Source organism: Thalassotalea fusca, assembly GCF_053485835.1.
The window spans coordinates 67,778-92,028 of sequence record NZ_JBQRUN010000007.1 but is presented as its reverse complement, the minus strand read 5'-3'; the positions used below and the strand labels follow the sequence as shown (position 1 = coordinate 92,028).

Annotated in this window: 25 protein-coding genes; 9 read left to right on the top strand and 16 right to left on the bottom strand. The window is 40.1% G+C overall.

Annotated features, from left to right (window positions below):
• Window positions 1-120 precede the first annotated feature (120 nt).
• Complete coding sequence (locus ACSLUK_RS10585; RefSeq protein ID WP_448548554.1) at window positions 121-507, top strand: MAPEG family protein; 387 nt, start codon at window positions 121-123, stop codon at window positions 505-507.
• A gap of 21 nt (window positions 508-528) precedes the next feature.
• Here the strand turns inward: ACSLUK_RS10585 and ACSLUK_RS10580 are convergent, their stop codons facing one another.
• The 3 genes from ACSLUK_RS10580 to ACSLUK_RS10570 form a co-directional block, all read right to left on the bottom strand.
• Window positions 529-3,675: a ligand-binding sensor domain-containing protein gene (locus ACSLUK_RS10580; protein ID WP_448548553.1), complete on the bottom strand. Its 3,147-nt coding sequence runs from the start codon at window positions 3,673-3,675 to the stop codon at window positions 529-531.
• A gap of 183 nt (window positions 3,676-3,858) precedes the next feature.
• Window positions 3,859-5,637, bottom strand: coding sequence for a S8 family peptidase (locus ACSLUK_RS10575; protein WP_448548552.1), 1,779 nt, complete (start codon window positions 5,635-5,637; stop codon window positions 3,859-3,861).
• Window positions 5,638-5,884: 247 nt separating this feature from the next.
• Window positions 5,885-7,714, bottom strand: coding sequence for a S8 family serine peptidase (locus ACSLUK_RS10570; RefSeq protein WP_448548550.1), 1,830 nt, complete (start codon window positions 7,712-7,714; stop codon window positions 5,885-5,887).
• Window positions 7,715-8,092: 378 nt separating this feature from the next.
• On the opposite strand from ACSLUK_RS10570, the gene ACSLUK_RS10565 reads away from it, so the two are divergent.
• The 6 genes from ACSLUK_RS10565 to ACSLUK_RS10540 all read left to right on the top strand — a co-directional run bounded on the left by ACSLUK_RS10565 (window position 8,093) and on the right by ACSLUK_RS10540 (window position 14,172).
• Window positions 8,093-8,500: an RNA-binding S4 domain-containing protein gene (locus ACSLUK_RS10565; RefSeq protein ID WP_448548549.1), complete on the top strand. Its 408-nt coding sequence runs from the start codon at window positions 8,093-8,095 to the stop codon at window positions 8,498-8,500.
• A gap of 492 nt (window positions 8,501-8,992) precedes the next feature.
• A complete protein-coding gene (locus ACSLUK_RS10560) occupies window positions 8,993-9,478 on the top strand; it encodes an RNA polymerase sigma factor (protein WP_448548548.1) in 486 nt (161 codons plus the stop codon).
• 6 nt (window positions 9,479-9,484) lie between these two features.
• Entirely contained in the window at window positions 9,485-10,126 is a 642-nt protein-coding gene (locus tag ACSLUK_RS10555; RefSeq protein WP_448548547.1) for a hypothetical protein, read from the top strand.
• Window positions 10,127-10,318: 192 nt separating this feature from the next.
• Window positions 10,319-10,975 (top strand): transporter substrate-binding domain-containing protein, encoded by a 657-nt coding sequence (locus ACSLUK_RS10550; RefSeq protein WP_448548546.1) that lies wholly within the window; start codon window positions 10,319-10,321, stop codon window positions 10,973-10,975.
• Window positions 10,976-11,355: 380 nt separating this feature from the next.
• Window positions 11,356-12,339, top strand: coding sequence for an ion channel (locus ACSLUK_RS10545; protein WP_448548544.1), 984 nt, complete (start codon window positions 11,356-11,358; stop codon window positions 12,337-12,339).
• Between the two features lie 123 nt (window positions 12,340-12,462).
• Window positions 12,463-14,172, top strand: a complete 1,710-nt coding sequence (locus ACSLUK_RS10540) for a proline--tRNA ligase (RefSeq protein ID WP_448548543.1) — start codon at window positions 12,463-12,465, stop codon at window positions 14,170-14,172.
• Window positions 14,173-14,421: 249 nt separating this feature from the next.
• Here ACSLUK_RS10540 and ACSLUK_RS10535 read toward each other — a convergent pair whose 3' ends face one another.
• The 12 genes from ACSLUK_RS10535 to ACSLUK_RS10480 all read right to left on the bottom strand — a co-directional run bounded on the left by ACSLUK_RS10535 (window position 14,422) and on the right by ACSLUK_RS10480 (window position 21,615).
• Window positions 14,422-14,913, bottom strand: a complete 492-nt coding sequence (locus ACSLUK_RS10535; RefSeq protein WP_448548542.1) for a nuclear transport factor 2 family protein — start codon at window positions 14,911-14,913, stop codon at window positions 14,422-14,424.
• Window positions 14,914-15,045: 132 nt separating this feature from the next.
• Window positions 15,046-15,684, bottom strand: coding sequence for a DUF2268 domain-containing putative Zn-dependent protease (locus ACSLUK_RS10530; protein ID WP_448548540.1), 639 nt, complete (start codon window positions 15,682-15,684; stop codon window positions 15,046-15,048).
• Window positions 15,685-15,803: 119 nt separating this feature from the next.
• Window positions 15,804-16,097, bottom strand: a complete 294-nt coding sequence (locus ACSLUK_RS10525; RefSeq protein WP_448548539.1) for a HigA family addiction module antitoxin — start codon at window positions 16,095-16,097, stop codon at window positions 15,804-15,806.
• Window positions 16,097-16,375: a type II toxin-antitoxin system RelE/ParE family toxin gene (locus ACSLUK_RS10520; protein ID WP_448548538.1), complete on the bottom strand. Its 279-nt coding sequence runs from the start codon at window positions 16,373-16,375 to the stop codon at window positions 16,097-16,099. Before ACSLUK_RS10520 ends, ACSLUK_RS10525 begins: the two co-directional genes overlap by 1 nt.
• Window positions 16,376-16,795: 420 nt before the next feature.
• Window positions 16,796-17,041: a hypothetical protein gene (locus ACSLUK_RS10515; protein ID WP_448548537.1), complete on the bottom strand. Its 246-nt coding sequence runs from the start codon at window positions 17,039-17,041 to the stop codon at window positions 16,796-16,798.
• Window positions 17,042-17,244: 203 nt separating this feature from the next.
• Window positions 17,245-17,760, bottom strand: a complete 516-nt coding sequence (locus ACSLUK_RS10510; protein WP_448548536.1) for a TlpA family protein disulfide reductase — start codon at window positions 17,758-17,760, stop codon at window positions 17,245-17,247.
• Window positions 17,761-17,859: 99 nt separating this feature from the next.
• Window positions 17,860-18,492, bottom strand: a complete 633-nt coding sequence (locus ACSLUK_RS10505) for an NAD(P)H-dependent oxidoreductase (protein WP_448548535.1) — start codon at window positions 18,490-18,492, stop codon at window positions 17,860-17,862.
• A 110-nt stretch (window positions 18,493-18,602) separates the two neighbouring features.
• On the bottom strand, window positions 18,603-19,376 hold the full coding sequence (locus ACSLUK_RS10500; protein WP_448548534.1) for an AraC family transcriptional regulator: 774 nt from the start codon (window positions 19,374-19,376) through the stop codon (window positions 18,603-18,605).
• A gap of 50 nt (window positions 19,377-19,426) precedes the next feature.
• Window positions 19,427-19,882 carry a carboxymuconolactone decarboxylase family protein gene (locus tag ACSLUK_RS10495; RefSeq protein WP_448548533.1) on the bottom strand — a complete coding sequence of 152 codons (456 nt, stop codon included), beginning with the start codon at window positions 19,880-19,882 and terminating at the stop codon, window positions 19,427-19,429.
• 68 nt (window positions 19,883-19,950) lie between these two features.
• Window positions 19,951-20,493 carry a GNAT family N-acetyltransferase gene (locus ACSLUK_RS10490; RefSeq protein ID WP_448548532.1) on the bottom strand — a complete coding sequence of 181 codons (543 nt, stop codon included), beginning with the start codon at window positions 20,491-20,493 and terminating at the stop codon, window positions 19,951-19,953.
• A 22-nt stretch (window positions 20,494-20,515) separates the two neighbouring features.
• Complete coding sequence (locus tag ACSLUK_RS10485) at window positions 20,516-20,752, bottom strand: hypothetical protein (protein WP_448548530.1); 237 nt, start codon at window positions 20,750-20,752, stop codon at window positions 20,516-20,518.
• A gap of 266 nt (window positions 20,753-21,018) precedes the next feature.
• On the bottom strand, window positions 21,019-21,615 hold the full coding sequence (locus tag ACSLUK_RS10480; RefSeq protein WP_448548529.1) for a sigma-70 family RNA polymerase sigma factor: 597 nt from the start codon (window positions 21,613-21,615) through the stop codon (window positions 21,019-21,021).
• Window positions 21,616-22,086: 471 nt separating this feature from the next.
• Between ACSLUK_RS10480 and ACSLUK_RS10475 the strand changes: the two genes are divergently transcribed.
• Window positions 22,087-22,302: a dodecin gene (locus ACSLUK_RS10475; protein WP_448548528.1), complete on the top strand. Its 216-nt coding sequence runs from the start codon at window positions 22,087-22,089 to the stop codon at window positions 22,300-22,302.
• A 19-nt stretch (window positions 22,303-22,321) separates the two neighbouring features.
• Window positions 22,322-23,245 (top strand): histone deacetylase family protein, encoded by a 924-nt coding sequence (locus ACSLUK_RS10470; protein ID WP_448548527.1) that lies wholly within the window; start codon window positions 22,322-22,324, stop codon window positions 23,243-23,245.
• Here the strand turns inward: ACSLUK_RS10470 and ACSLUK_RS10465 are convergent.
• Window positions 23,242-24,153 carry a helix-turn-helix domain-containing protein gene (locus tag ACSLUK_RS10465; protein WP_448548526.1) on the bottom strand — a complete coding sequence of 304 codons (912 nt, stop codon included), beginning with the start codon at window positions 24,151-24,153 and terminating at the stop codon, window positions 23,242-23,244. The two genes, ACSLUK_RS10470 and ACSLUK_RS10465, sit on opposite strands and share 4 nt — an antisense overlap.
• Between the last annotated feature and the right edge of the window lie 98 nt (window positions 24,154-24,251).

The following is a 24,251-nucleotide window of genomic DNA, read 5'->3' as shown; positions in this document are numbered from 1 at the left end:
TGTCACATCGATACAGATTCGATTAGTGCGTGCGCTTGCAACTCAAGCACTCAATTCGTGAGCGATGATTTATATCTATAATAGGATAATTAACTTCAGTAAATGGATCTTTAGACAAGAATGAACACATATTTTTGGTTTGCCGTATTGGTTGCTGTTAACTCAGCATTAGTGTTAGCGCTCGCGATGAACGTTTCACGGCTACGAATTAAACACAAAGTGTCATTGGGTGATGGTGGCAATAAGAGCCTAATGGCCGCAATTAGGACACATAGTAACTCTGTTGAGCAGTTGCCAATATTTGCAATTGTTATCCTTGCACTAACATTGGTACAACCCGCTGCAATGATATTACCTATTACGGTGATTGGCTTTACGTTGTCAAGATTTGCCCACGCCTACGGTATGCTCTTTCGTGCTTTTATTATTCGTAGAATTGGCGCAGGCTTTACTTATATTTTTCAAGCGATTGCAGCTGTGTCAGTTGCAACCTACCTGCTGATATAACTGATTCGCCAATCCATACAACTAGCCGTGTTTGATAATGGCGAACTGTTTTAGTTCTTCTACAGTTACACTCTTGATTGCTGCGATATAGTCGAATGGCTTTTCATTGGGTCCCAACAGACCAAGCCATTGCATATCTTCTTTTTCATCCATAAGTTTCAAGCAATGCTCTGCTAATACGCTCATCTGATCCCAATTAACATGTGCCGTATCTTCTATATCAAACGGATAATAACTAAACACAATTTTTGCAGAGGTATTTATTTGCGCAGAACCTTTTATGCGATTTGCCAATGATTGAGCCAGATTCGTTACTTGGTTTTCGTTATCGTACCCTATAATGGCAAATGTTGATTCATCCCATCGAATTATCAAATCTTCTTCGCCACTTGAGTAAGTCAAAATGTCCACCAGATTTAACAGTAAACTGTTAGTGGTCTCCGTTGGCAAACGCACCATACACATATACAGTTTAGGCAACAAGTGCCGCTCTACAGGCGATAGGTTTTGATGTATTTGCATCATCAATTTACTTGCCTGTTCTATGTATATATCAAGGTATCTGCGGCTTTTTGCATTGGTTAGCTTGTCAACAATGGCAGCGTTTTCAAGTTGCACGTTAGCTCGCTGTAACTCCTTGTTTTTAAGTTGTAAATTGTGTGTTTTTTCTTCTACTTGCTGTTTCAAGTCTAATCGCATTTGTTGCTCTTGCACCAATTTACGATTGATAAATCGAGAATATGCCAATACAAGCCCAGCGATCATACAAATATAAAGTGTATATGCCCACCAGGTATTCCATGGCTTAGGCGCCATCCAAATACTAACCAGCGTAGTTGGTTCGCTCCATATACCATCACTGTTTTGGGCTATCACCTCGAGCGCATATTGACCCGAAGGTAGGTTGGTATATGTCGCACGTTGAGATTTGTCCGCATCTATCCACTCTTCGTCAAAACCTATGAGACGATATTTATATTGTGTCGCGTCTGGATCACTAAAATTCAATCCGACATATTCGAAAGTCACCACTTGATCAGTGTAATCAAATGATACTTCTCCTAGCTCAGCCATCGCTTTGTCAAAATTCATCACTTCGTTTAAGCGATAAATATTCACTAGTCTGACGATTGGCGCAGTATGATTCATATTAACTTTGTCTGGCGCTACACCAGTAAAGCCATTTGAACTGCCAAAATACAAGTTGTACTTAGGGTCCTGGTAATAAGCACCATGGTTATATTCCAACTCTGCTAAACCGTGCGCCATACCGAAATGTTTAAAGTTTTTAGAATCTGGCGAAAACCGAGAAATGCCCTTGTTTGTACTAAACCAGATATTATTTTCTTTATCTTGACTAATACCGTAAACCGTCCGGCTTTTCATCCCGTCTTTTACGTTATAGCGCTGAAATTTATAATCCTGTTTACGCTGGTTGTCCAATGGCAAAAAGTTCAATCCAGCGGCCTGTGTGCCTACCCATAAATTTCCCTGCTTGTCGCGATGAATTATCCAAGATAAGTCACTACTGATGCTTTGACTGTCATTGTCGTCGTGGGTTAGATGGGTAAACTTCATGGTGTTAAGATCTAAGCGATTAATACCACCACCGTATGTGGCAAGCCAAAGTTCTTCTAACTCCCCTTCAATAATCTTCACTATATGGTCAGAGCTAGGGCCACTCTCTGGTGACTCACTGTTTGGTTGGAAACGCGTAAATGTTAAGTCACTGTTTAGCCTATTTAAACCCTTATGATAAGTTGACACCCACAACTCGCCATTGCTTAGTTTGACTATGTCAGTAACGCTATTGGCTGAGATCGACAGCGGATTATTTTCGTCGTGAGCGAAATGTACCAAGATGTTAGTAGCGGTATTATATTTAAACAAACCCGCTGTTCTCGTGCCAACCCATATTTGCTCGTCGTCAACCAACAATGACATAATTCGGTAGTTCAATAGGTCTTTTGGTAATGGCAGCAATGAAATGTCATCATTGCTTTCATCAAGTGTATAGATTCCACCGCTATATGTGCTAAAAGCGATACGAGACTCATCAAACTGAGAAAAATCAGTTATGGTGCTGTTCGCTAGGCTCGGATACTTTTGCGAGTTGTATAGTGAAAATGTGGTTAATTTGGGGTCCCAACGACTCACCCCAGCAAGGGTACCAATCCACATCATACCGTTTACATCTTCAAAAAACGTAAGCACAAAATCATTTGTTAGGCTAAAAGAGTTGGTAGGATTATGTTTATATCGCCAAAAGTTATCTGCTTGACGATTATATATAGCCAATCCATTATCCGTTGCAATCCATATACGGCCAGTACTGTCTTCAATAACATTTTCAATAGTATTACTAGGGATTGACAAAGAGTCCGCTCGATCAACTACATAGTGACTGAGCTTTCTTGTAGGTAAATGGTATTTAAACAACCCATGCTCAACCGTACCTATCCATACTTGCTGGTCATTATCTAACACTAATGAATTGACTAAGTTCACGCGACTGTCAGTAATGTTTATGTCGTACTTATAGTTTCCATCTAAATCAAATGCACTAATACCGCCTCCGCTAGTCCCAATCCAAATCTCATTGTGACCAATTTCAACGATGGCATGAATAATGTCATGGTTTAAGCCGTTTTCAGGTATATCGGCTTTGTAATGCTTAATAATCTCGCTCAGTTCACCTTCAGCGTTGAAGCGAAGAACGTTGAGCCCTTTTTCAGTCCCAACCCAAATATTGCCCCGACTGTCTTCCATCAACGTATTCACGTTATTGTGGCTTAACTGGTGAGACGCTGAATTAGTCGTGATATGGCGAAATCTCTTTTGACCCAAAGTAAGAATATTGAGACCACCGCCTCTCGTACCAATCCACAGTTGGTCGCGTTGATCAAATATCATTCGGCTCACAACATCTGAGCTTAACGAAGTAGGATCAAGTACATCATGGTGAAAACTCTTGAATTGCTTACCATCATAACGATGCACACCTTCTTGCGTGCCAAACCAAATGAAACCGTATTTATCTTGCTCAATAGTTCGGATCATTTGATATGACAACGGGTTGCTAGCATTAAAATGAGGGAGAAAATTGAGATCCTGAGCGATTGTCGTCAAACTGACAAAAAACAGCAAACTCCACAACCTTTTTAGCATAAATTATCACCATAGTTACGATGTAAAAACATTAGCAATGTCACGTAATACTATTCACACAAACAAAAAAAAGCACCTTTTTCTTCAAAAACTTCAAACAATCCGTCGTTTTTGAATTAAGGTGCTTTTTTGCAACTAATTACAATATGTGTTGAAGGCCTGCATGGCCTTCAAAGTAAAACTCTACTGCTGTTCAACCCAATGGTTAACGCCAATCCCTTCTTGAGCATTAAAGTCAGCGTTATTTTTCCAAATAAAGCCATCAGAATTTAACGAGTTTTTCCAAATAAACCCTTCAGTATCAAGTGCATTTTTCCAAATGAAACCGTCTGTAAATACTGCATTTTTCCAAATGAAACCGTCAGTTACAACACTGTTCTTCCATATGAAACCACCCACTTCAACGGCGTTTTTCCAAATAAATCCACTGCCAGAAACAGAATGCGGTTCAACACTTGCCTGCCAGCGATATTTATCGCCAAGACCTTCGATGTAAAAATCACCATTTTCGTCCATATTAGCAGGACCGTAAAAGTGTTTTTCGCCATTTAAATCTTTTGCAATATCTAACTCTTTGTTAGCACAGTTATTTGTATCACTCGCTAGCATTTGGCCAACGTTGAGCATACCTGCGCCTTGTTGAAATACGCTAAATGCCAATGAATCATCGTTGTTAAATGCCATTTTTGCCGTTGATGTAATACGACACTTAACTTGATCTGGTGACAAGTTCGGCTCTTGGGTTAACAATAACGCTGCTGCACCAGAGACAACTGCTGCTGCCTGAGACGTACCAGACATTTCAAAGTAACGACCACCGTCATGAAATTCAGGGTGTTCTGTCACGATAGTCGTGTCAAACGACATTAGGCCTGAAAGGTGACCACCTGGAGCAACCAAGTCTGGCTTAACAAATCCCTCAACTGTAGGGCCCGCCGCACTAAAACTCGTCACAAAGTCATCTACGTTATTATTAGTTGTATAGTTATCCGACGTTGCACCAACGGTGATAATATAAGGCACGTTACCCGGTACACCGATAGTCATAGGGTTTGGACCGCTGTTGCCTGCAGAAGCAACAACCACGATACCCGCTTGCCATGCTTTCATAACCGCTTGGTTTAAAGGATCTTCCCAATAAAATGAACGCACTGGACCGCTAAATGACATATTTAACACGCGAAGGTTTATTTGATCCTTAACACCAATCGCCCACTGAATACCGCGAATTACATCTGCATAAGTTGCCTTGCCTTCGTAATCAAACGCTTTTATACCCACTAGTGCAGCGTTCGGTGCAACACCGTAAATTTTTCCTGTTACATCGTAATCACTATTTGCCGCGATACTCGCAACGTGCGTACCGTGACCATTCGCTTCATTATCGTAATTTGATACCGTGTCATTTATCGCGTCATAAGTGCCCCACGCCTTATCTCTACGGTATAAATCAACTGAAAGACCGCTTAATTGGTCTAATCCAGTATCTAGAAACCCAATAGTGACACCATCACCAAAGTTGTATACCGAATGAGCGCCTTGAGCGTTTATAGCTTCAACCACTGTCGCTAATGGTTGCCAACGTCTCTTACCAACAGCACGACCATTATTATCGCCTGCTAATTCAACAGAATAGTTTTCAGAAATGTTAAAATTATGCTGTTCAGTAAGCTCAGTAACCTGCTGCTCTGTTAACTCAGCAACAACCGAGTTTATTACACTTAGCTGGTGACTTGTTTTGATGCCCAGTTTCGCAACAATAGATGCTAGTTCATCATAATCGTTGCTTTGCACGATATATGACATTGACTTAGGTTTCTTTACATCATAAGCACTTGAATTATTGTAGATTTCTACGAATGTTATTAACGCAACAAACGCAGTTAACGCGACAGCAGCAGCTATAGCGATTATTTTTTTGTTAGAACTGATAGAGTTTTTCAACACTTTTCCCTTGTTCATCCGATCACACCCTCAATTAAAGATCTAAGTAACAAGTTAGCTTCTGTGCTGACTCGACAACTATGCGACCAACGAAATTCATACATCTAATTTACAATTGGTTACAAAGACAAATTAACGGTTAATACTACAAACTGTCAACAATAAAAGCTGTTTATTACTATTTTTTTGTTAAGTTTACAACTGCAGAAACGCTAAAATCCGGCCGCTAGGAAGGCCGGATTTTAACAATTAAACAGTCAATCGATTAAAATGTAACTGTTGATTCATCAGAACAGTTATTTGTTCCCTCATCACACACTTTGTATGTATATGAACCGTATGTTCTGAAAGCGTCAGTGTAGGCACCATCGTTTGATGTTGTTCTGTAAAGGCTACCGTTTCGGTATATATCTACACTAGATGTAGATGCACCGCTCCACGATAAATCAACTCTGTTTTTACCTTTAGAACGATAACCAGATGTGCTCAAAGAAATGTCACCTGCTGGTGGTTCAGTAACATCGCCTGCACAACCATTAGTTGATAAGTAGTTATGTGCCGCTGCTGCCTTAACAATACCGTACCCAAAGTAAACATCTTTGCCAGCCTGACCTTGGTCTTCAGCAGTCGCTTTAAGCGCGTCACGAATTTCAGTACCAGTACAGTCAGTATGATTTGACCAAACTAGCGCTGCAATACCTGATACCGCAGGTGTTGCCATTGATGTACCACTCATCATGCCATAGTCGCTAGTACCAATAGTTACATTGATATTACTTGCATTCATGATTGCGCTACGATCTTCAAACGCTGCACCAACTGCAGGAATTGACGTTGCATTTGTGTCGCCAAGCGTACCGTAAAGCATGCCAGCTTCGTTATTAATAATAACTGCGCCAATGCCGCCTGAATCTTCACAGTTTTTCACTTTATCGTGGAATGAAATGTTACCACGGTCTATAACACAAACCATGCCGTTAGCCGATGCGTCTACCGCTTCAGCAGTGCCCATGAAGTAAGTACTGCCAGATGCATTGCCTGAGTTTTCCATAGAAGAAGAGGCAATTGCTTGGCCATCAATTGTTAAGCCGGAGCTTGTTGCCATACCCGCAGGATATGTAGATAACGTGTCTACACCACCAGCCGTAACTTCAACACACACTGTTTCATCAGTAACTGTTGTTGCACGCTTGCCCTTACCTGTTGTAATAGTACAGCTTGGGTATTGAGAAAAATCAGCGATATTATTGTCTGAATCGTTTGCGCCAATCATCATTACTGACGAATAGCCCGCAGGGTAAGAACGAACGCTGTTTCCATCGTTACCAGCAGCTGCAACGACTAAACCACCGGCTTCTGTGAATGCTTTAAACGCATTCTCTTCGGTGCTGTTAGCGCCGCCGCCACCAAGGCTCATGCTAATGATGTTTGCACCCGCAGCAGAACATTTTTCAGCAGCGTGTGCTAAGTCAGAAGAATATCCCCAACCGCTTGCGTTGAACACTTTGATAATGTGCATATCAACACCTGGCGCCATACCTACAACGCCTACGCCATTGTCTGCCGCACCAATCGTACCCGCAACGTGTGTACCGTGTGGACCGCCGTGCTCATACCAATTACCAGTACCTGAATCGTTATCACCAGTAATGTTATTCCAAACAAAATCAGTATTTGAGTTGTCTAAACCTGAGTCAATAACACATACCTTCATGCCTGCGTTGGCATTAAAATTAACTTGGTTTGCTTGAGATTGGTACACTGCATACGGTGTAATTTGTTGAGTCATCGGGTTACCAACATCATCGCTGAATGCACTAAATGGCACACGGCGTTGATCTTCTTCCACTAACTCTACATGCGGGTTATTTAAAATACCTTTTACTTCTGATAAATCGCGACCAGCGAATGTCGCTGAGAAGAAGCCATTCCCTTCATTATGAATTTCAGCACCTAGCTTTTTAGCTAGCGATTTTACGATTCCTTTCCCGTTGTTTGAAACTTTGATGATGTATCTATCATCGGCTGCTTGTGCACTCAATGCTGTTGTTAATGCAACAGCTAATACTGAGGCTTTAAATGTAAACTTTGACATGTTTCTCTCCACTAGGAATTCGGATTTTTTATTATTGTTATTGTTTTATATTAATAATTTTGTAACACGCTTGTTTTAGTATTATTAGCGTCCGAGGCTGCTGTCACTTGATAGTATCGAACCAATGATTATTCCCTAGTAAAAATACGACCTTTTTTAGTACAAAACCGACAACGCAAAACTTCCCTTATAAAAACAACAAGATATAAGGACACAATTTTTAACAAATGCCGATATGTTACAAATGTGTGAGCAGTAAACATTCATGATTTGCTCATTACACAAACATGAAGAACACTAATACCTATTAACTATCAAGCGTACCTTTTAGAATGAACGAATTAACCGTATAATCGCCCCCATGTTAAAAGAACATTAATGACTATGGCTGACGAACTCATCATTGTAGAACTTGCAGAACAACCCATCGAACTATGCAAATTGTTAAAAGTGGCCAACTTAGTTGGTGGTGGTGGTGAAGCAAAAATTGTTATTAGCGAAGGATACGTATACGTCAACAATGAAGTTGAATACCAAAAACGTAAGAAGATTTATGATCAAGACATCGTTGAGTTTAACGGTGAACAAATCTTAGTTGAATGTTCAGCGCCAGTTACGATCAAAACAAAAAGCGTAAAACCTGCCGCCCCTGCAACAAAGGACAGCAGTAAAAATAAAAATCACCGTCAACAGCACCCGTCTAAGAAAAATAGTAGCAACCAAGCCAAAGTGCCTACAACCCCAGAGAAAAACCCCAAAGGCAGACGCAAGCCCATAAACTTTTAGTAGCATGTTTTAGCATGCTCTCTCTAAAACTCTAGTAAATGTCCCCTCCTGACTTTAGGTAGTCTGCAAAAATGTTCGGTTTTTAACCTTATACCAATCCACATAAAGAATTACACACTTAGAATGACATGGGCGACATTAGAACAAACGAAATAAGTGTAGATATAGTTGTTCTACATTAAGCTTATTTTGTGCAGTTATCATGTTGCCCATGCATTCCCAAAGGGCGAGTTTTAAAGACTTATATGCTACGTTATTGATTTTAACAAGGTTCCTACATGGATGTAGGTTATTAGAGCAACGCAGGACGCAGTTGCCGAGAATAACCATTCTTTGCAATCAATGCCTTGCCTCTAAGCCTTTAAACTCTCGCTAAGTGAGCAATTTCTTATGCGGGTTGGTATTATTTGATTATTTTTTTGCATAGCCTGTAATAAACTCTTTGCTCACTCCACTAACCAAGCAAAATTAAGACGATAAGACAGGATTCGAATGGGAAGTGACTTTTATCAGCTTCAAATACTGCCTTTTGCCCCAATCATTATCAAAATTTGTCGGGCATATACGAATACGCAGGAAGATTTTGAAGATTACTATCAGGAAGTTTGTTTACAAATTTGGCGAAGTAGAGACAACTTCAATAACCAGTGCCAATGGTCTACTTGGATTTATCGAATTTCACTGAATGTCTGCCTTACTTATTTAAAGCGACGCAAAACTACAGGTAATCAAATTGTTTCTGACACTTTACCTGATGAAGCAATTGACGATAGCAAATCATTTGTCAGCGATGAAATTAACCAATTGTACAACGCAATAAAACACTTGTCTGAAACTGACCGAGCGGTAATTTTGCTTTACCTCGAAGAAAAGTCATACAAGGAAATTGCCGAGATTATCGGTAGTAATACCAACAACATTGGTGTCCGAGTAAGTCGTATCAAAGAACGACTCAACAAGTTTATAAATCAGGAGTAACAACACATGGCAAAATCAATTGAATCTATATGGAAAGAAGGTTTCGTAAACGAAACTGAGTTAACAGCCCCCAAAATCAACGATTTATATAACCGAAAGTCACAAAATATTGTAGACAAGCTACAAAAGATGTTTGCAATTAACATTAAAGCTATCATCGTTGGTAGTATCATCATGCTCATCATGATGACGCTTGTCGGCGCACCATGGCTTGGGTTATACCTTTGCTGCTTGCTTACACCTTTAGTCATCATCGCAAGGAAAGAGCTGAATAAATCTATCGATCTTTCCAAAGGGCAAAGCAGTTATGACTACATAATGAATTTCAACAATTGGCTACAGGATTCAATCAACACCTACGCGATTTATTACAAGTATTTTTATCCATTGTGTTTTTTGGGAATGGCGATTCAAGGGATTGTCAGCGAATCTGGTGGCAAAGTAATTGCTTCTTTATTAGAAAGATTCCCAACAGAACTATTTCTATTGGGTCTACCCTATTATGTCGTCGTACTTGTTGCCGTTGTAACCTTTATCGTCGCACTTAGCTCTCAAGCGCTGTACCGATTAGACCTCAACTTAATTTACGGTCGTCAGTTTAAAAAATTAGAAGAACTAATTGCAGATATGAAAGCATTGAGAGAATAAAAACCTTCTTTAACCTTCATTAATTTGTCGGTGGTATTATTTAAATTTTTCGACTGAGCCACCGGCACCATTTAGCTGCCAACAATACCTAACATACGCTATTCACCTATTAATCGCGCCCAGAAAAGTTTTGTAGCGTTTATAATTAACCCAACTTAATATACTTTATCGTTTCCTAGTTTGAGGCTAATTATGCTAAGAACACTAATTGTCGTCTTCTCTGTGCTTTTATTGACGTCAATTAATAACTGCTTAGCAGAACAAAACACTATAGCAGCAGGCGTATTTTTAGGCGTAATTGAGAAAGACGGTTCTGGTGCCTATCAACGCATTCTTCAAGAGGCCGCTAATAGAGCCAATATCAAATATACTGAACACGTATACCCGCTTAAAAGAGCGGTCGAAATGTTTAAAAACCAAAAAACGCTTGCCATCTACGGCATGACTCACGCCATTATTGAAGATATGGGCGGCTCTAATATCATCACTAGTTATCCGCTTGGCGCATACAAAGCCTTCGTGTTTACCCCAAAAACGCACCCTAAAATATCGAGTTATTCGCAACTAGCGCATCTGAAAATAGGCGCAATAAACGGCTATCAACCTTATTTTAAAAGCCTAACGAATAAAAATATCACAATTGATTATTTTACTCATGAAGATAAACAGCTTGAAAGACTTCGAGCTGGACGAATAGATGCAATCATCGGCTTCCTGCCTGATTGGCTGCCTTATTTGTCAATTCTCAATTATGACCCCAATTTTCCTATCCATATTGGCTACGATTATATGACAGTCTGGAATACACAGGCGGGACAAAATTTGTCGAATCTATCTCGCCTGCTCTAATGAGTATGAAACAAGATGGGACAATACAAGAAATTCTTGGTGAACGTTTTATTGATTTTGATTATAACCCTACACAAGAATACGAATGGATCCCTCCTTCTCATCAGGAATAATTTATGTTTTAGGGATTTGAGCATCAGCTGTCACAATAACACCGCGTTTCACCGTCATTTTAGGCTGTTCTATAGTCTTAATATTGCTATGTGGATCTTCATTAAGTACAACTATTTATTTTGTCGAATGCACTTTTGAACAAAACAGTATGTCTTCAGCTTGTTGCTTATCGTGCTAATCCGCCAACAATATTTCAATAGTCATTATTAAATCCTTTTTTTGAGAAAAACTAGGTACAAAAAAAAGTCCTTACTATACTTCGTTGTATGAACAAAAAGAAACACTTATGCCAATACGAAGACCCTGACGGCTACGAGTGCTTAGAAGAAGGCAACGCCACAGGTTACTGTTTCTGGCACGATAAAAGTGCAGATAAATCTGATCCCAACGTTAAAGATTGGCTGGTCGAGCATACGCGTTCAGGCGGCATGACCAGAGGCATTTGTTTAAAATATGCCGACCTTAGGCAAATTGATTTAGTTAACCATCATCAAAAAGAAGGATTTGATTTTTCTTACGCCGATTTTTATCGGGCAAATCTCAGTGGCGCTCATCTATTCAATATTAATTTTCGCAATGCAAGCTTGATGAAAGCCGATGTGCGCAACGCTAAACTAAATTGTGCGCAAGTAGAAGATGCTAATTTACTTGGCGTAAAATGGGGTGGCTGTAAAATTGAGCACATGAAGCTAGGCAAGCGCGTACTACAAGAGAAACAGGCTAAAGCGGCATTCAAAAAACGTGAGTATGCGATAGCTGATGATTTAAACGAACAAGCCGAGGAAATATACCGAGATTTGCGAAAGCATGCCGAGTCAGAAGGCATATTTACCCTTTCAGGCGAGCTCATTCAACGTGAATTAACGATGCGTAGGTTACAAATGCCGCGTTTAAGTTTCAAACGATTGGGGTCGAAAATTGTCGATTTGTTTTGTGGTTACGGTGAAGCCCCTCTGCGCATTGTCGCTATTTCTATTCTTCTCATCTTTATTTGTGCCACCACCTACACCTTTACCGGACTGAATTATCAGGGTGATATTCTCAAGTATTCATCTGACAACAGCTTTACGGAAAACTTTTCATTTTTTCTTTCATGTTTATATTATTCCATCGTTACCTTTACCACCTTAGGCTACGGGGATTTTACCCCGGTTGGTATTTCCCGAGCAATTGCTGCCATTGAAGCCTTTACGGGCAGTTTCACTATTGCGTTATTTGTTGTCGTATTTGTGAAGAAAATGACACGGTGATGTACTTTACATTCACCATTAAATAATCCCAAATCATCGCTTTTTTTACTTTTTCCTTCGCCAGTGCCCTGTTAGAATGTTCGCCAATTTGAATTATTAATTTATCAACGGAATTTGTTATCCATGCGTACCAGTCAATATTTACTTTCTACGCTGAAAGAAACCCCTGCAAATGCAGAAGTAATCAGTCATCAATTAATGCTACGTGCAGGATTAGTACGTAATGTTGCTTCGGGTTTATACACTTGGTTACCGACAGGATTAAAAGTACTTAAAAAAGTAGAAAATATCGTTCGTGAAGAAATGGAGCGAGCTGGCGCAATTGAAACCTTAATGCCAATGGTGCAGCCAGCAGATTTATGGGAAGAGTCAGGCCGTTGGGAAGATTACGGACCTGAGTTACTTCGCCTACAAGACAGACACACTCGCCCGTTTGTTTTAGGTCCTACGCACGAAGAAGTGATCACCAAGCTGATCAGTAATGAACTAAGTAGCTACAAGCAATTGCCGCTTAACTTATTCCAAATTCAAACTAAATTCCGTGACGAAATTCGCCCGCGCTTCGGTGTAATGCGTGGTCGTGAATTCTTAATGAAAGACGCATATTCTTTCCATATTGAAGATGAATGTTTGAAGAAAACTTATCAAGTAATGTACGACGCATATTGTCGTATATTCGAGCGTCTCGGCTTAGATTACCGCCCTGTTATTGCCGATACAGGTTCTATTGGTGGCGATGCATCTCACGAATTCCACGTATTAGCAGATTCTGGTGAAGACGATATCGCATTTAGTGATGGCAGTGACTTTGCCGCGAATGTTGAAAAAGCAGAAGCATTAGCCCCTGCTGGTGAACGCCCAGCTCCTTCGGCTGAAATGGCAGAAATTGCAACACCTGACGTAAAAACCATAGAGCAAGTTGCCGAATTTCTAAAAGTAGATGTAAAACAAACAGTAAAAACATTGTTGGTTATGGGTGAGCCAACTGAAGACAGCGAGGCGCCAGTGATTGCATTGGTGCTACGTGGTGATCACCAACTGAACGAAATCAAGGCTGAAAAAATTGACTGCGTTGCATCACCACTAACATTTGCTAGTGATGAACAAATCAAAGCAGCTGTTGGCTGTAACGCAGGTTCTATTGGTCCGGTAAACTTAAGTATTCGCGTTGTTGTTGACCGCAGTGCTGTTCACTTAGCTGATTTTGTTTGTGGTGCTAATAAAGATGATGTGCATTTAACTGGTGTTAACTGGGATCGCGATGCAATCAACTATCAGGTTGAGGACATTCGTAACGTAGTTGAAGGTGACCCAAGTCCATGTGGCCAAGGTAACATTGTTATTAAACGCGGCATAGAAGTAGGTCATATTTTCCAACTTGGCGAAAAATATGCCAAAGCTATGAACTGTGGTGTTTTAACTGAAAGCGGTAAAAACCAAACGTTAACTATGGGTTGCTATGGCATCGGTGTTTCACGCATTGTTGCTGCTGCAATCGAACAAAACCACGATAAGTACGGTATTAAGTGGCCAAAAGCAATCGCACCTTTCCAAGTAGCGATTGTGCCAATGAACATGGCGAAATCTGCGCGTGTTAAAGAAACGGCTGAAGGTTTGTATGAGCAACTAAAAGCTGCTGGTATAGAAGTATTATTCGATGACCGCAAAGAGCGCCCTGGTGTTATGTTTGCCGATCACGAATTAATTGGTACACCATTACTTCTTGTGGTTGGTGAACGCAACCTAGACAATAAACAAATTGAAGTAAAAGACCGTATTACCGGTGAGAAATCACTCGTTGATATTGATGATGTTATGAGCTTGTTTGCTTAGTTTTTAATACTAACAATATTCTAAAACGTCAGGCATTGCCTGACGTTTTAGTGAAATTCATACATCATTAAGTAATCAGATAGATATGAGACCGGCTGCTTGATTAAAGTGCGCTACGCTGAATCTTCGTAAAGTCAATACTTCGATGGGATGTAGCGTTATTTGTCATTTATAGTGTGTTGTTAGCAAAATAAATGACAAATTGTCTCATTCTTGCACTTCTTCTTTAGTTCGAACTCTTAAATTGATTTAAAACATTGTGTTGTTGTTTTTAGGGTTTTCTGGAACAGGCTGCCCTACGCTCCAGTGCTCTACGACCATCCCGCCCTTCATTCGAAAAATATGCATCATAGAGGCGCCAAGAGAGTCTGGAGTGCGCTTTACATGAAGGTGCAACCAAACAAGATCACCTTCAGAAGCAGAACGCTTAATAGACATTGATAGCTCCGGGTATTCTTTATATCGACTCAAAAATAGATTAAATAACCCTTCTCGGCCACCGCTAATATGGGGTGAATGCTCTACAAAGTTATCGGAATAGCACTCATTTCTTAAAATATTGATCCTTTGCGAAGGTTTAAGATCGTTTCTATTCTCTAATATTTCCATACAGTATATGGCTTTATTTAGGTTTGACTGTTCTGAAGAGCTGTGTGACTTTGCATTCGCCCGACAAACCAAAGTGAAAGATAAAACTATAAACCCCGTAAGAACTAAATTAAGCGCTTTTTGAACATTCATTTCCCATTCCTTAATAAATACATATGCTTTTGTGCATCAACGCCAGCAAAAATGGCGTAAAAGTACTTGGATAAAATCAGTAAGATATGAATTCAAGCCAAGTATTATGTCCAATCTTCATGCTCTTATTGCTTATATCGCAACAAACTTTTCAGCGGGAATACCTATGAGTGTTGATGCGCAACCTCCATATTTATTTATATATTCCGAGACTAAATTAAAACCGACCCAATAACCCGCACGCTCAGGTAACTTAGCATCGTTTCCAACACCAAAATAATCAGGATAATTAAAATCCTGATTATTTAAGTTAGTTTGCATTTGGTTATATAATTCTCGCCACTCAAACTTTTTTACTTCATTGAGAAATCTTGGTGTTGTATTCCCATTAAATTTAGTTTCAAAATGGCAAGCTAATCCTTCAGATATTAGGGTTTGAAATAGCGTTTTTTCTTGCACACCAGACAAAGCTCTTATTGCATGATGAAGTTCATGGGCTATTACAGCAGTTAACTCATTGTGTATGACATCTACGAGATCTTCTCGATCTGTATCTACCAATATTTCAATTAAGTAAGGTGTACTCACACAACCTAAAATTCCACTGTCAGTTTTATATTCGTCAGGAGCTGGGCTTATAATTATATCTAAATTAGGTAATTGAATATGTTGGCTAATTTTTGAAAGTGAATACTGTCCTTTGGATTCTAACAAGTCTAAAACATCATTAAATTTTTCAGATGCGTTTAAAACATTTATTTTAGTCATCATAACGTTTCCATGTACTCAAACCTCTAAATCGGCGTTAAATAAATAGCTAGCTAAAATCATAAGCTGTGCGAACACAACCACGTATTTTGTATCCGCTTGTTTAAAGCCTTATATTCCCTTTACACCATAGCAAATTTTATCGGGTGCACTTTTGTTAAATTAACACTTTGTTTAGCTTGCCAAAGGTCATAATTATCTTGCATGGTCAGCCAACTTTCTGGTGTACGACCCAATGCTTTAGACAAACGCAAAGCCATTTCAGGAGTAACGGAGCTCTTCCCTTTAAGAATGCGATTCAATGTTGAAGCAGCTACATCGAGTTGTGATGCAATAAAGCGACAACTAAAACCAAAAGGCTCCATATATACATCGGAAATAAATTCACCCGGATGCGGTGGATTATGCATATTCATTAGTGATAATCCTCGTAATTTAAAATAAACGCATTACCGTCAATAAATTCGAAAGTAACACGCCAATTGCCATTCACAGTTATTGACCAAATACCATCACGCTCACCTTTAAGCGCGTGCAATTTAAATCCAGGAAGATCTATATCATCAATTGTTGTCGCGGTATCAATAGCAGCTAATTGCATTCTTAACTTACGTTCATGTTTAGCTTGTATACCAGCCTTACTTCCTGTTTCAAAGAACTTCTTTAGCCCTTTATGTTTGAATGATTTAATCATTGTGAAAGTGTAGCGTGTTGCGCAACACGAGTCTATAGATATAACGCCAAAATTAATGACTATTTGTAGTTGACTAAAACATGTGACGCATGAATCAAAGCCAACTATAGTGGAAAGCGAGTCAGTGACAAATGAGAATGATTCGTATGTGTCTCCGACCCCTGTTCTCCTGCATTGTGGCTTATTTTGGTGCTCGTACTTTTTTCAAAAACCTTCCCAAAGATGACATTACCGATTTGATGGCTCACTGGTTGAGACGAGCAGCCTGATAAAAAGATAATAGTCAGTAATGACAGATACTTCATGCGATCTCCGTTTGCATATTGGGCTTCAATCAGAGATAAAAAATAAGTTGGTAAACATTAGCGACGCAAGAGCAAAATCAACTATTTTATCCTGTTGAATAGACTTATAGCTACTTTATACGTTTGGCTCAGTTGGTTTTTCAGTTTCTGCGAACAAATAATAAAACGTTGCGCCAATATTAATTAAAGGCATTAAACCAAGAGCTCGTGCATATCGTAAATTTTTTGATTTGCGTCGAGCTAAAATTAAACAAGGAAAAGCGAAAATAACTATTTGCAAAGGGACAATAAGATAGAGGATATGTAACTCCCCCGTTCTAAACATTTCAATAATATTTCCAATTTGATCAAAGATTTCCATACACTCTCCGTTTGTCCGTTTGATTATGTAGTTGAAGTCGCAATTACAGTAGCTAACTCCCTATTAGCATAAATTCCAAATTAATCTGTCAGCAATTCGAAAGTCCACGCTTTAATTCAATAATTTTAGGAACTTAACACGTAACAGCGATACCATCAACGATTTGAAAATTTTACATTCCATACCATCACAAAGCTAGCCCACTATAGCCACTCAATTAATTCAAGTTGGTTCTCACCTTCCGCTAGGTTCATTTTGATGATTTTATTGTCTTGGGTTACGGTAATCATTCTTGGAATGCCACCTTGGGCAAACTGCGAATAAATCTTTCTGTCAGGATCAACCGCCAAAGGCACTTTAATGCCATTTTCGTCGCGCCATTTTAAAACCTGCTCTTTGCTCTCTTCGCGTGCTATGGCAACCACTTCGATGTTTTCGTCATTCAATAATGGCGATTCATTAAGCGCCTTTAATGCGCGATTTGAATCAGAACACCATGTGGCAAAAAGAATCACTAGCTTCTGTTTTTCAGGGTTTGCTAAATCAACTGTTTCACCATCAACGTTTTCAATTGAGGTAAGGGGCAAGGTTTGGCCAGATTGGATATATTCAGGGTATTTTGGTGTATTCTCAGCAATGGCGTTGTCAGCGATTACATTGTTTAACTGACACCCAGCGATGAACATTGAGAATATTGATACACTTAACAGTCGTTTCATTATTATCCTTATTATTGATAGAAACTTCGCTAACATTCTAGCAACATAATATAAAGACTCAATCCATTTGTTATCTCTTGTTACATCTAAAAATTTCGATCATTGGCCAAATGGGTGAACTTTAGACAATGTAACGAGCTCGTCTCTAACACCCGACAAGGTTTTCGCATAAATAAGTAAACTTTCAAGTCCTACTTCAATACGTGATTGTACCTGCGTAATTCGCCCCCGTGGTGTTGGTGTCCACGCATGAGACAAAAAATCTTCCACATTTTGAATAATGGCATGAAGTGGTAACCACACTAAATGGCTATTCTTGGCTGTATAAGCTTTCATTAACGAAACAGGATTACTGCCACCTCCAGATGCCGAAACACCAACCGCAAAAGCAGGTTTGTGCCCCAATGGTAACCCACCAGCAGAGCCATTAGCGGTTAACAAGAACAAATTCACCAGTGCTGGCGGCAGCATTCCGCCCCACTCTGGTGAAACAACAACTATTCCGTCGCAGCCATATAGCTCTGCTAATACTTGTTCTTTGCTTGATTGCAACGCCGCATCGTTGTCTCGACTGTGACTGTAATGATCAAGCAGATAGGGATATGTAGACAAATCTAGCACCGAACTCTCCACATTTTCCATGCCACTTATGACATTTTCCTTTATAGCATGAGCTAGCTCCGCACTTTTTGAGCCTTTACGTTGACTGCCACTAACAATAAGAATTTTCAATTACTACTCCAACAATAGCGATACCAAGAACATTTGCATACCGTATACACTTTGGTGGTATTGTAAAGCTTAGCGATTCACTTATCGCTTCACAGCTTAAAAATGGCAGGTTAGCCTGAATATTGTCTTCGAAACTGTAAAGGTGAGATTCGCGCTATTTGCCGAAATTCGCGCGTCATGTGTGCTTGATCGGAAAAACCACAATCAATTGCGATACTCGCGAGTCGACTGTTAGGTTCATTTTTTATCGCATCAAGCGCTCGCGCGATACGAAACACGCGGTGACAGTGTTTAGGCGTCATCGAAAGCCATTGATTAAATAAACGCTCAAGCTGGCGCTGACTAACGGAGGCATTGATATCTGATTGATAGTGAAGCGTATCGGATTGAAGCTGCCTCAAAGCTAAGGTAAGTGACGTAGGTAAATTATCTGCTATCATAATTCGTTCGATAAGATACAAATAGAGTTGCCTAAGTCTTGAATAGTGGCCTGTAGAGCGGCGTAAGGTACCATGTAACAGGCTTAATTCTGGTAGTTTATCGGGCAATGCAGAAAAGGCTTCCGGACGTTCAAAGTTTCTTCCCCAAAACGCATAACCCACGGCAGGGTGCAACCTAATGCCAGCTAACTTAGTCCCCGGAGACAAACAAAGAGTTTGAGCACAGCGGCTATTTGGTAAAAAATAACCGCCCGATGTGTATTGCTGTTCGCCAAACGAAACACTGCCTTCTAGCACGAATACTAAACCACTACATGCATCACCATGTAGTAACTTATTTACATCATTACAGTTCGCAGCAACAGTGGCTGACCATAGCCCCTGAACCCATGGTGCCAATGCGCCTTTAGGATGAACAAGTTTCAGTGTAAAAGCATCTGTCAATGTGCCCTCCTTTAAAACACTTTCTTGATTTCCTTAATGCGTAAGATTAACTAGCCAAGGCTACCAATTTCCGGCTTAAATATCTTTGCAATCCGATTCCAGCTATTTATTGCATTTACTGCAATAGTTAAGTTAACAAGCCCCTGTTCTCCTAGGTGGCTTAGCGATTCTTGGTAAAGGGTGCCAACCTCTGCTATGTCTGTTGTCAATTTTTCCGCCCATCCGAGTGCAACTCTTTCGTTCGCCTCATAAAATGGTAGTTCCTGCCAAGCAGATAAACCAACAATACGCTCGGTAGACTCACCTTGTTTAAGCGCTGCACGGCTATGCATGTCTATACAAAAAGCGCACTGGTTAATTTGCGAAACGCGTAGCTTAACCAACTCCCACATGGCTGGACTTAGCGTTGCCGTTTTTTCAAAGATTTGCTGCAAGTATGCTTCTTGCTCAAGTAATAAATTGAATGCCTGTGGTGCGATTGAGAAGTAGTCTAATTTTTGCGTCATATTGATCTCCTTAAAATAAAAAAGAGCTTAGCTGTACCCACTTAACAAATATTGAAAATTTTCGACATTTATAGGTTTATTTCAGAACCACTGATCAACAAATCAGGACAATCCCAGCCATAGGCATATTCGTTAACGCGGCTACCACACGGGGCGTCCCAATACTTTTGCTCCAACAAAGCTGCACCTAATGACTGATAAAAACCAATGGCTTTTGGGTTACAGGCCAAAACCTCAAGATAGACGCCTAAATTGGCATAGTGTGTTTTTGCCCACAAGGCCATAGCATTCAGTAATTGTGTACCGATTTTTTGCCCTTTAAATCCGGCCTTAACATGAAGATTGTCAACAACAGTACCGTACTTGGGGTGCTGCTGACCAAATGCACATATAAAGCCACAAAATTCCTCGCCTAACTCTGCAACCAACACCAATTGATTATCGACAGGTTGATCAAAACGCGCCTGCCAAACGGCCATGCGCTCTGCATCTACCTTATTATTGAGGTAATCCGCTGATAATGCCTCTGCATAGTTTTCACGCCAACTTTGTGCATGTAATTGCGCAATATTAACCAAGTCTTTTTGTTCGGCATGTCGAATATTTAACATTAATTTCCTCGCAATTAATCTTCTATCTTTTGCTAAAGGGCGTTATATGAAACGGGTTCTTGCCAAATTTGAATACAATCCAGAAGCACCACGCTATATATACAACTAATATTACCTTAGCTAACGTCCACAGGCTTGCCCAAATATCTACATAATTAACAGCAATATCGATCACTCCAGCAAACGATAGCAGTAAACAAAACACAGCGCCAAACGCTGCACAAGCTCTGATGAGAGGGTTAACAAGTATATTTTCCATTACAACCATTCCATTAAGAAAACGCACTATTGCACTAACGCATAATTACCCAAAAGCATAGGGCTCCGCGAGCGTTTGTTGGCTGTGTAATAATGCGCACTATCACTTCCTTGTTTGATCACTTAAAATCAAAGTAATCAACAGTTTGGAGTGTTAAAAGCCTAGTCTACATTATTCTTATATAGGAAAGCGAGAAGGTTAAACAGAAAATACGAAACAAATCGTTTTAGCCGCAAACAACAACATCATACAATAAAGCAAAAATGCTAAACCACCGAATGCTGACAACCGCATTGATTTTTACATTCATGGTTCACACCACTGTCAGTAAATTCAAATGTGCAACATTGCCTCAGCTTCACTTTCAGCGCTTGTCTGCCGCGCGCAATTCTTGATTTGGTAGCAGAAAGCGACAGTTGATACTTATCTGCCGCAAGTTGCTGACGCATACCGTTTAACTCAGTGTCTAATAACAAGTTTTTTTGCTCTTCAGGCAACTCTTGTATCAATATAGCCATACACCGAGATATTTCGGCCAATTCCTTAGCATTGGAAGATTGCATTAACGCAATGTCGGCTTCTGAAACGGTTGAATCGTTAATGGTTAAGTTTGGCTGCTTACGTATATGGTCGATGATAGTCGAACGACATAATTGATATAGCCATGCGGTAAGCTTATTTGGCTCTTTTAACTGAGGTAATTTCGTTTGCACCTTAATAAATACTTCTTGCAGAATATCTTGTGCGGTATCAGGGCAATTCACTCTTTTAAGGATAAACGCATATAGCTGACGATGAAAGTCTCGCCATACTCGATCAATCTGACCAATATGATCTGTATATGTTACTTGTTCGTTTTGCACAACCACTCCAAAGCATGTAATTCCAATTAAATTAATATCAACAATTAGAAAGGAATGCTCGATCAATATGGCAACTATTGTACATTAACCGAGCATGTTTGGCCTATCCCAAATTGGTGCTAACTACAGCTACACTGGCAAGAAGCACAACGACAGTCGTTTCCACATTGGCACGCACACTGACACATATCACTACACGTACAACTGGCGCCGCCACAACACACGGTCAACTTGTCAGTAGTGTCGTTGCTTGCTTGACTTGTCACACATTCACAACTCGGCGATTTACGTTGATTTGAATTCATCTTGTTCTCCTTTTTATTCATACTCGAATGCAAGTATGTTGCATTGTTCAACTATAGAGACGTAAGTACTTAAAAAAGGACGCAAGAATTTTCATCAATATTTCAGCAGGCTAAAACTCTATCAACTATAGTAAATATTAACCCTTACCGAGAATGAGAAAAAACAATGTCAAATCATCATACTTACAAGAAAATTGAAATGGTAGGTTCGTCAAAAACCAGCATAGAAGATGCGATACACAATGCGTTAGCTGAGTGTAGTAAGTCGCTTAAGAATATGGATTGGTTTGAAGTCATTGAAACACGTGGCCATATTGTTGACGGCGCAGTAGGCCATTTTCAAGTGACATTAAAAATAGGATTTCGCATAGAAAATAGCTGAGTTACCTAAGGGGCAATAAGTGACAATAGGGATCTTCAGCCATGACTTGTGCTTAAAGCACGACATGGGGGAATTTCATCCAGAGTGCCCAGCAAGACTAACCACGATTAAACAAAGCATTAATCAAAGTGAATTAGCGCCACATGTTCGGCATTTTGAAGCAACACCAATTCAGGATGAGTGGCTACGTCTGGCACACTGCCCTGATTATATTCAGTATTTAACTCAAAACGCGCCGATATCAGGTCACTTCATTTTAGACGGTGACACGTCAATGATACCTGACACATTAACTGCCGCCAAACTATCTGCGGGAGCAGTGATTAATGCCATAGACAAAGTTATCGACGGAACAATAAACGTAGCATTTTGTGCCACCCGCCCACCTGGACATCACGCTGAATATGATAGAGCCATGGGCTTTTGTTTTTTCAACAACATCGCTATTGCTGCGCGTTATGCGCAGAAAGTTCACAACATAAAACGTGTCGCCATTCTAGATTTCGATGTTCATCATGGCAATGGTACTGAAAACATCATTAAACGCTTTGATGACATTTTGTTCTGCTCGACCTACCAATATCCATTTTACCCATTCAATGTAAAAGCGAGTGACCAGTCGCCAATCATCAATATACCACTTGATGCCAATGCACAAGGTACAGAGTTTAAAGCAGCTGTAACCAATCACTGGCTACCAGCCATTAAAAACTTTGAACCTGAATTAATTCTCGTCTCTGCCGGATTTGATGCTCATATAGAAGACAGCATGTCGCAAGTTAGGTTAACCGATGAAGATTATGCATGGATTGGCAAACAGATTAAATTGCTGGCAGATAGCTACACGCAAGGGCGAATTATTTCAGTGCTCGAAGGAGGCTATGCATTAGAGGCGCTGGGCCGCAGTGTTGTCGCCTACCTTAAGTCAATTGGGGTCAATTAGTTCGATGGTGATTTATGCCGCAGTTTATAGTCGTTTGGTGTCATTCCATAGTACGCCTTAAAGCTACGACTAAAATGGCTTGGGCTTACAAAGCCTAATGCAAAACACACTTGGGTAATTTGATGCCCTGCCACTATTTGCTTTGCTGCTGACTTTAAGCGTTGCTGCAATTGAAAGGCTGTTGGAGTACAGCCCATATGAGCTTTGAAGGTAGTGAAGAACTTGGTGCGGCTCATGCACGCTATTTTGGCCAGATCATCCGTATTCATTGGCATGGCCAAGTTATCTAATATGTGATGACATACTGCATTAATGCTATTCTTTTCAGGATCATGCTGACAGTAACTCACAATAAAATCACGCGTTTGATGTCGAAGTAATCGCGCACTTAACTCTGTAACCGCGAGATCGATAAGGAATTCCCTATCATCATGATTTTCTGTAAAAATATGCACCATGCGGTTAAGCAACGCTTGTGTTTCTGCACTGTGGTGCGTGTGCATATACGACGTTCTCAAAGACCAATCGCGATAATCACTTAACAATGGGCTCTCGATGCTTAACTGATTGGCTACTTTTGAGATTCGTTCAGGCGATATTTCTATCGCTAAACACGTTGTTGGTTGGTCAAGAGCAGCATCAGGAAAATCTATTTCTACCGTTTGATTGGGCGCCATAACAAATGATTCGTGGGGCAAAAATGTCTGATGGATATCTACGGCATTGGCATGCATCACTTTTGTTCCCGTCAACATCCCACAAAACATGAGTTGGTCTGACGATAAGCCAACGCGCTCAACCGTCTGATAGGTATCGTAAATACTGAGTTCGGTATTCTCTGCGGCAAAGCTGACTTTATTCTCAACCAGTACCTGAGGTTCTCTGTTAAATAGTGGATGATGAATCATAGGTTTTCCTTTTTCTTGAACTGACAGTCAACTTTTTTGGATTCATAGTCAAGTCAAAAAATGAAAAATGCGCTAATTTTAATCAAGTATGCATTCTT

What these genes read in the sequence shown, in the direction of transcription:
- ACSLUK_RS10565 (WP_448548549.1), top strand. Translation starts at nt 8,093, where the DNA reads ATGACTATGGCTGACGAACTCATCATTGTAGAACTTGCAGAACAACCC.
- ACSLUK_RS10485 (WP_448548530.1), bottom strand. Translation starts at nt 20,752, where the DNA reads ATGGAAAATATACTTGTTAACCCTCTCATCAGAGCTTGTGCAGCGTTT.
- ACSLUK_RS10510 (WP_448548536.1), bottom strand. Translation starts at nt 17,760, where the DNA reads ATGAAACGACTGTTAAGTGTATCAATATTCTCAATGTTCATCGCTGGG.
- ACSLUK_RS10535 (WP_448548542.1), bottom strand. Translation starts at nt 14,913, where the DNA reads ATGAATGTTCAAAAAGCGCTTAATTTAGTTCTTACGGGGTTTATAGTT.
- ACSLUK_RS10525 (WP_448548539.1), bottom strand. Translation starts at nt 16,097, where the DNA reads ATGAATATGCATAATCCACCGCATCCGGGTGAATTTATTTCCGATGTA.
- ACSLUK_RS10570 (WP_448548550.1), bottom strand. Translation starts at nt 7,714, where the DNA reads ATGTCAAAGTTTACATTTAAAGCCTCAGTATTAGCTGTTGCATTAACA.
- ACSLUK_RS10515 (WP_448548537.1), bottom strand. Translation starts at nt 17,041, where the DNA reads ATGGAAATCTTTGATCAAATTGGAAATATTATTGAAATGTTTAGAACG.
- ACSLUK_RS10555 (WP_448548547.1), top strand. Translation starts at nt 9,485, where the DNA reads ATGGCAAAATCAATTGAATCTATATGGAAAGAAGGTTTCGTAAACGAA.
- ACSLUK_RS10545 (WP_448548544.1), top strand. Translation starts at nt 11,356, where the DNA reads ATGAACAAAAAGAAACACTTATGCCAATACGAAGACCCTGACGGCTAC.
- ACSLUK_RS10540 (WP_448548543.1), top strand. Translation starts at nt 12,463, where the DNA reads ATGCGTACCAGTCAATATTTACTTTCTACGCTGAAAGAAACCCCTGCA.
- ACSLUK_RS10520 (WP_448548538.1), bottom strand. Translation starts at nt 16,375, where the DNA reads ATGATTAAATCATTCAAACATAAAGGGCTAAAGAAGTTCTTTGAAACA.
- ACSLUK_RS10465 (WP_448548526.1), bottom strand. Translation starts at nt 24,153, where the DNA reads ATGATTCATCATCCACTATTTAACAGAGAACCTCAGGTACTGGTTGAG.
- ACSLUK_RS10580 (WP_448548553.1), bottom strand. Translation starts at nt 3,675, where the DNA reads ATGCTAAAAAGGTTGTGGAGTTTGCTGTTTTTTGTCAGTTTGACGACA.
- ACSLUK_RS10560 (WP_448548548.1), top strand. Translation starts at nt 8,993, where the DNA reads ATGGGAAGTGACTTTTATCAGCTTCAAATACTGCCTTTTGCCCCAATC.
- ACSLUK_RS10585 (WP_448548554.1), top strand. Translation starts at nt 121, where the DNA reads ATGAACACATATTTTTGGTTTGCCGTATTGGTTGCTGTTAACTCAGCA.
- ACSLUK_RS10475 (WP_448548528.1), top strand. Translation starts at nt 22,087, where the DNA reads ATGTCAAATCATCATACTTACAAGAAAATTGAAATGGTAGGTTCGTCA.
- ACSLUK_RS10550 (WP_448548546.1), top strand. Translation starts at nt 10,319, where the DNA reads ATGCTAAGAACACTAATTGTCGTCTTCTCTGTGCTTTTATTGACGTCA.
- ACSLUK_RS10575 (WP_448548552.1), bottom strand. Translation starts at nt 5,637, where the DNA reads ATGAACAAGGGAAAAGTGTTGAAAAACTCTATCAGTTCTAACAAAAAA.
- ACSLUK_RS10530 (WP_448548540.1), bottom strand. Translation starts at nt 15,684, where the DNA reads ATGATGACTAAAATAAATGTTTTAAACGCATCTGAAAAATTTAATGAT.
- ACSLUK_RS10490 (WP_448548532.1), bottom strand. Translation starts at nt 20,493, where the DNA reads ATGTTAAATATTCGACATGCCGAACAAAAAGACTTGGTTAATATTGCG.
- ACSLUK_RS10495 (WP_448548533.1), bottom strand. Translation starts at nt 19,882, where the DNA reads ATGACGCAAAAATTAGACTACTTCTCAATCGCACCACAGGCATTCAAT.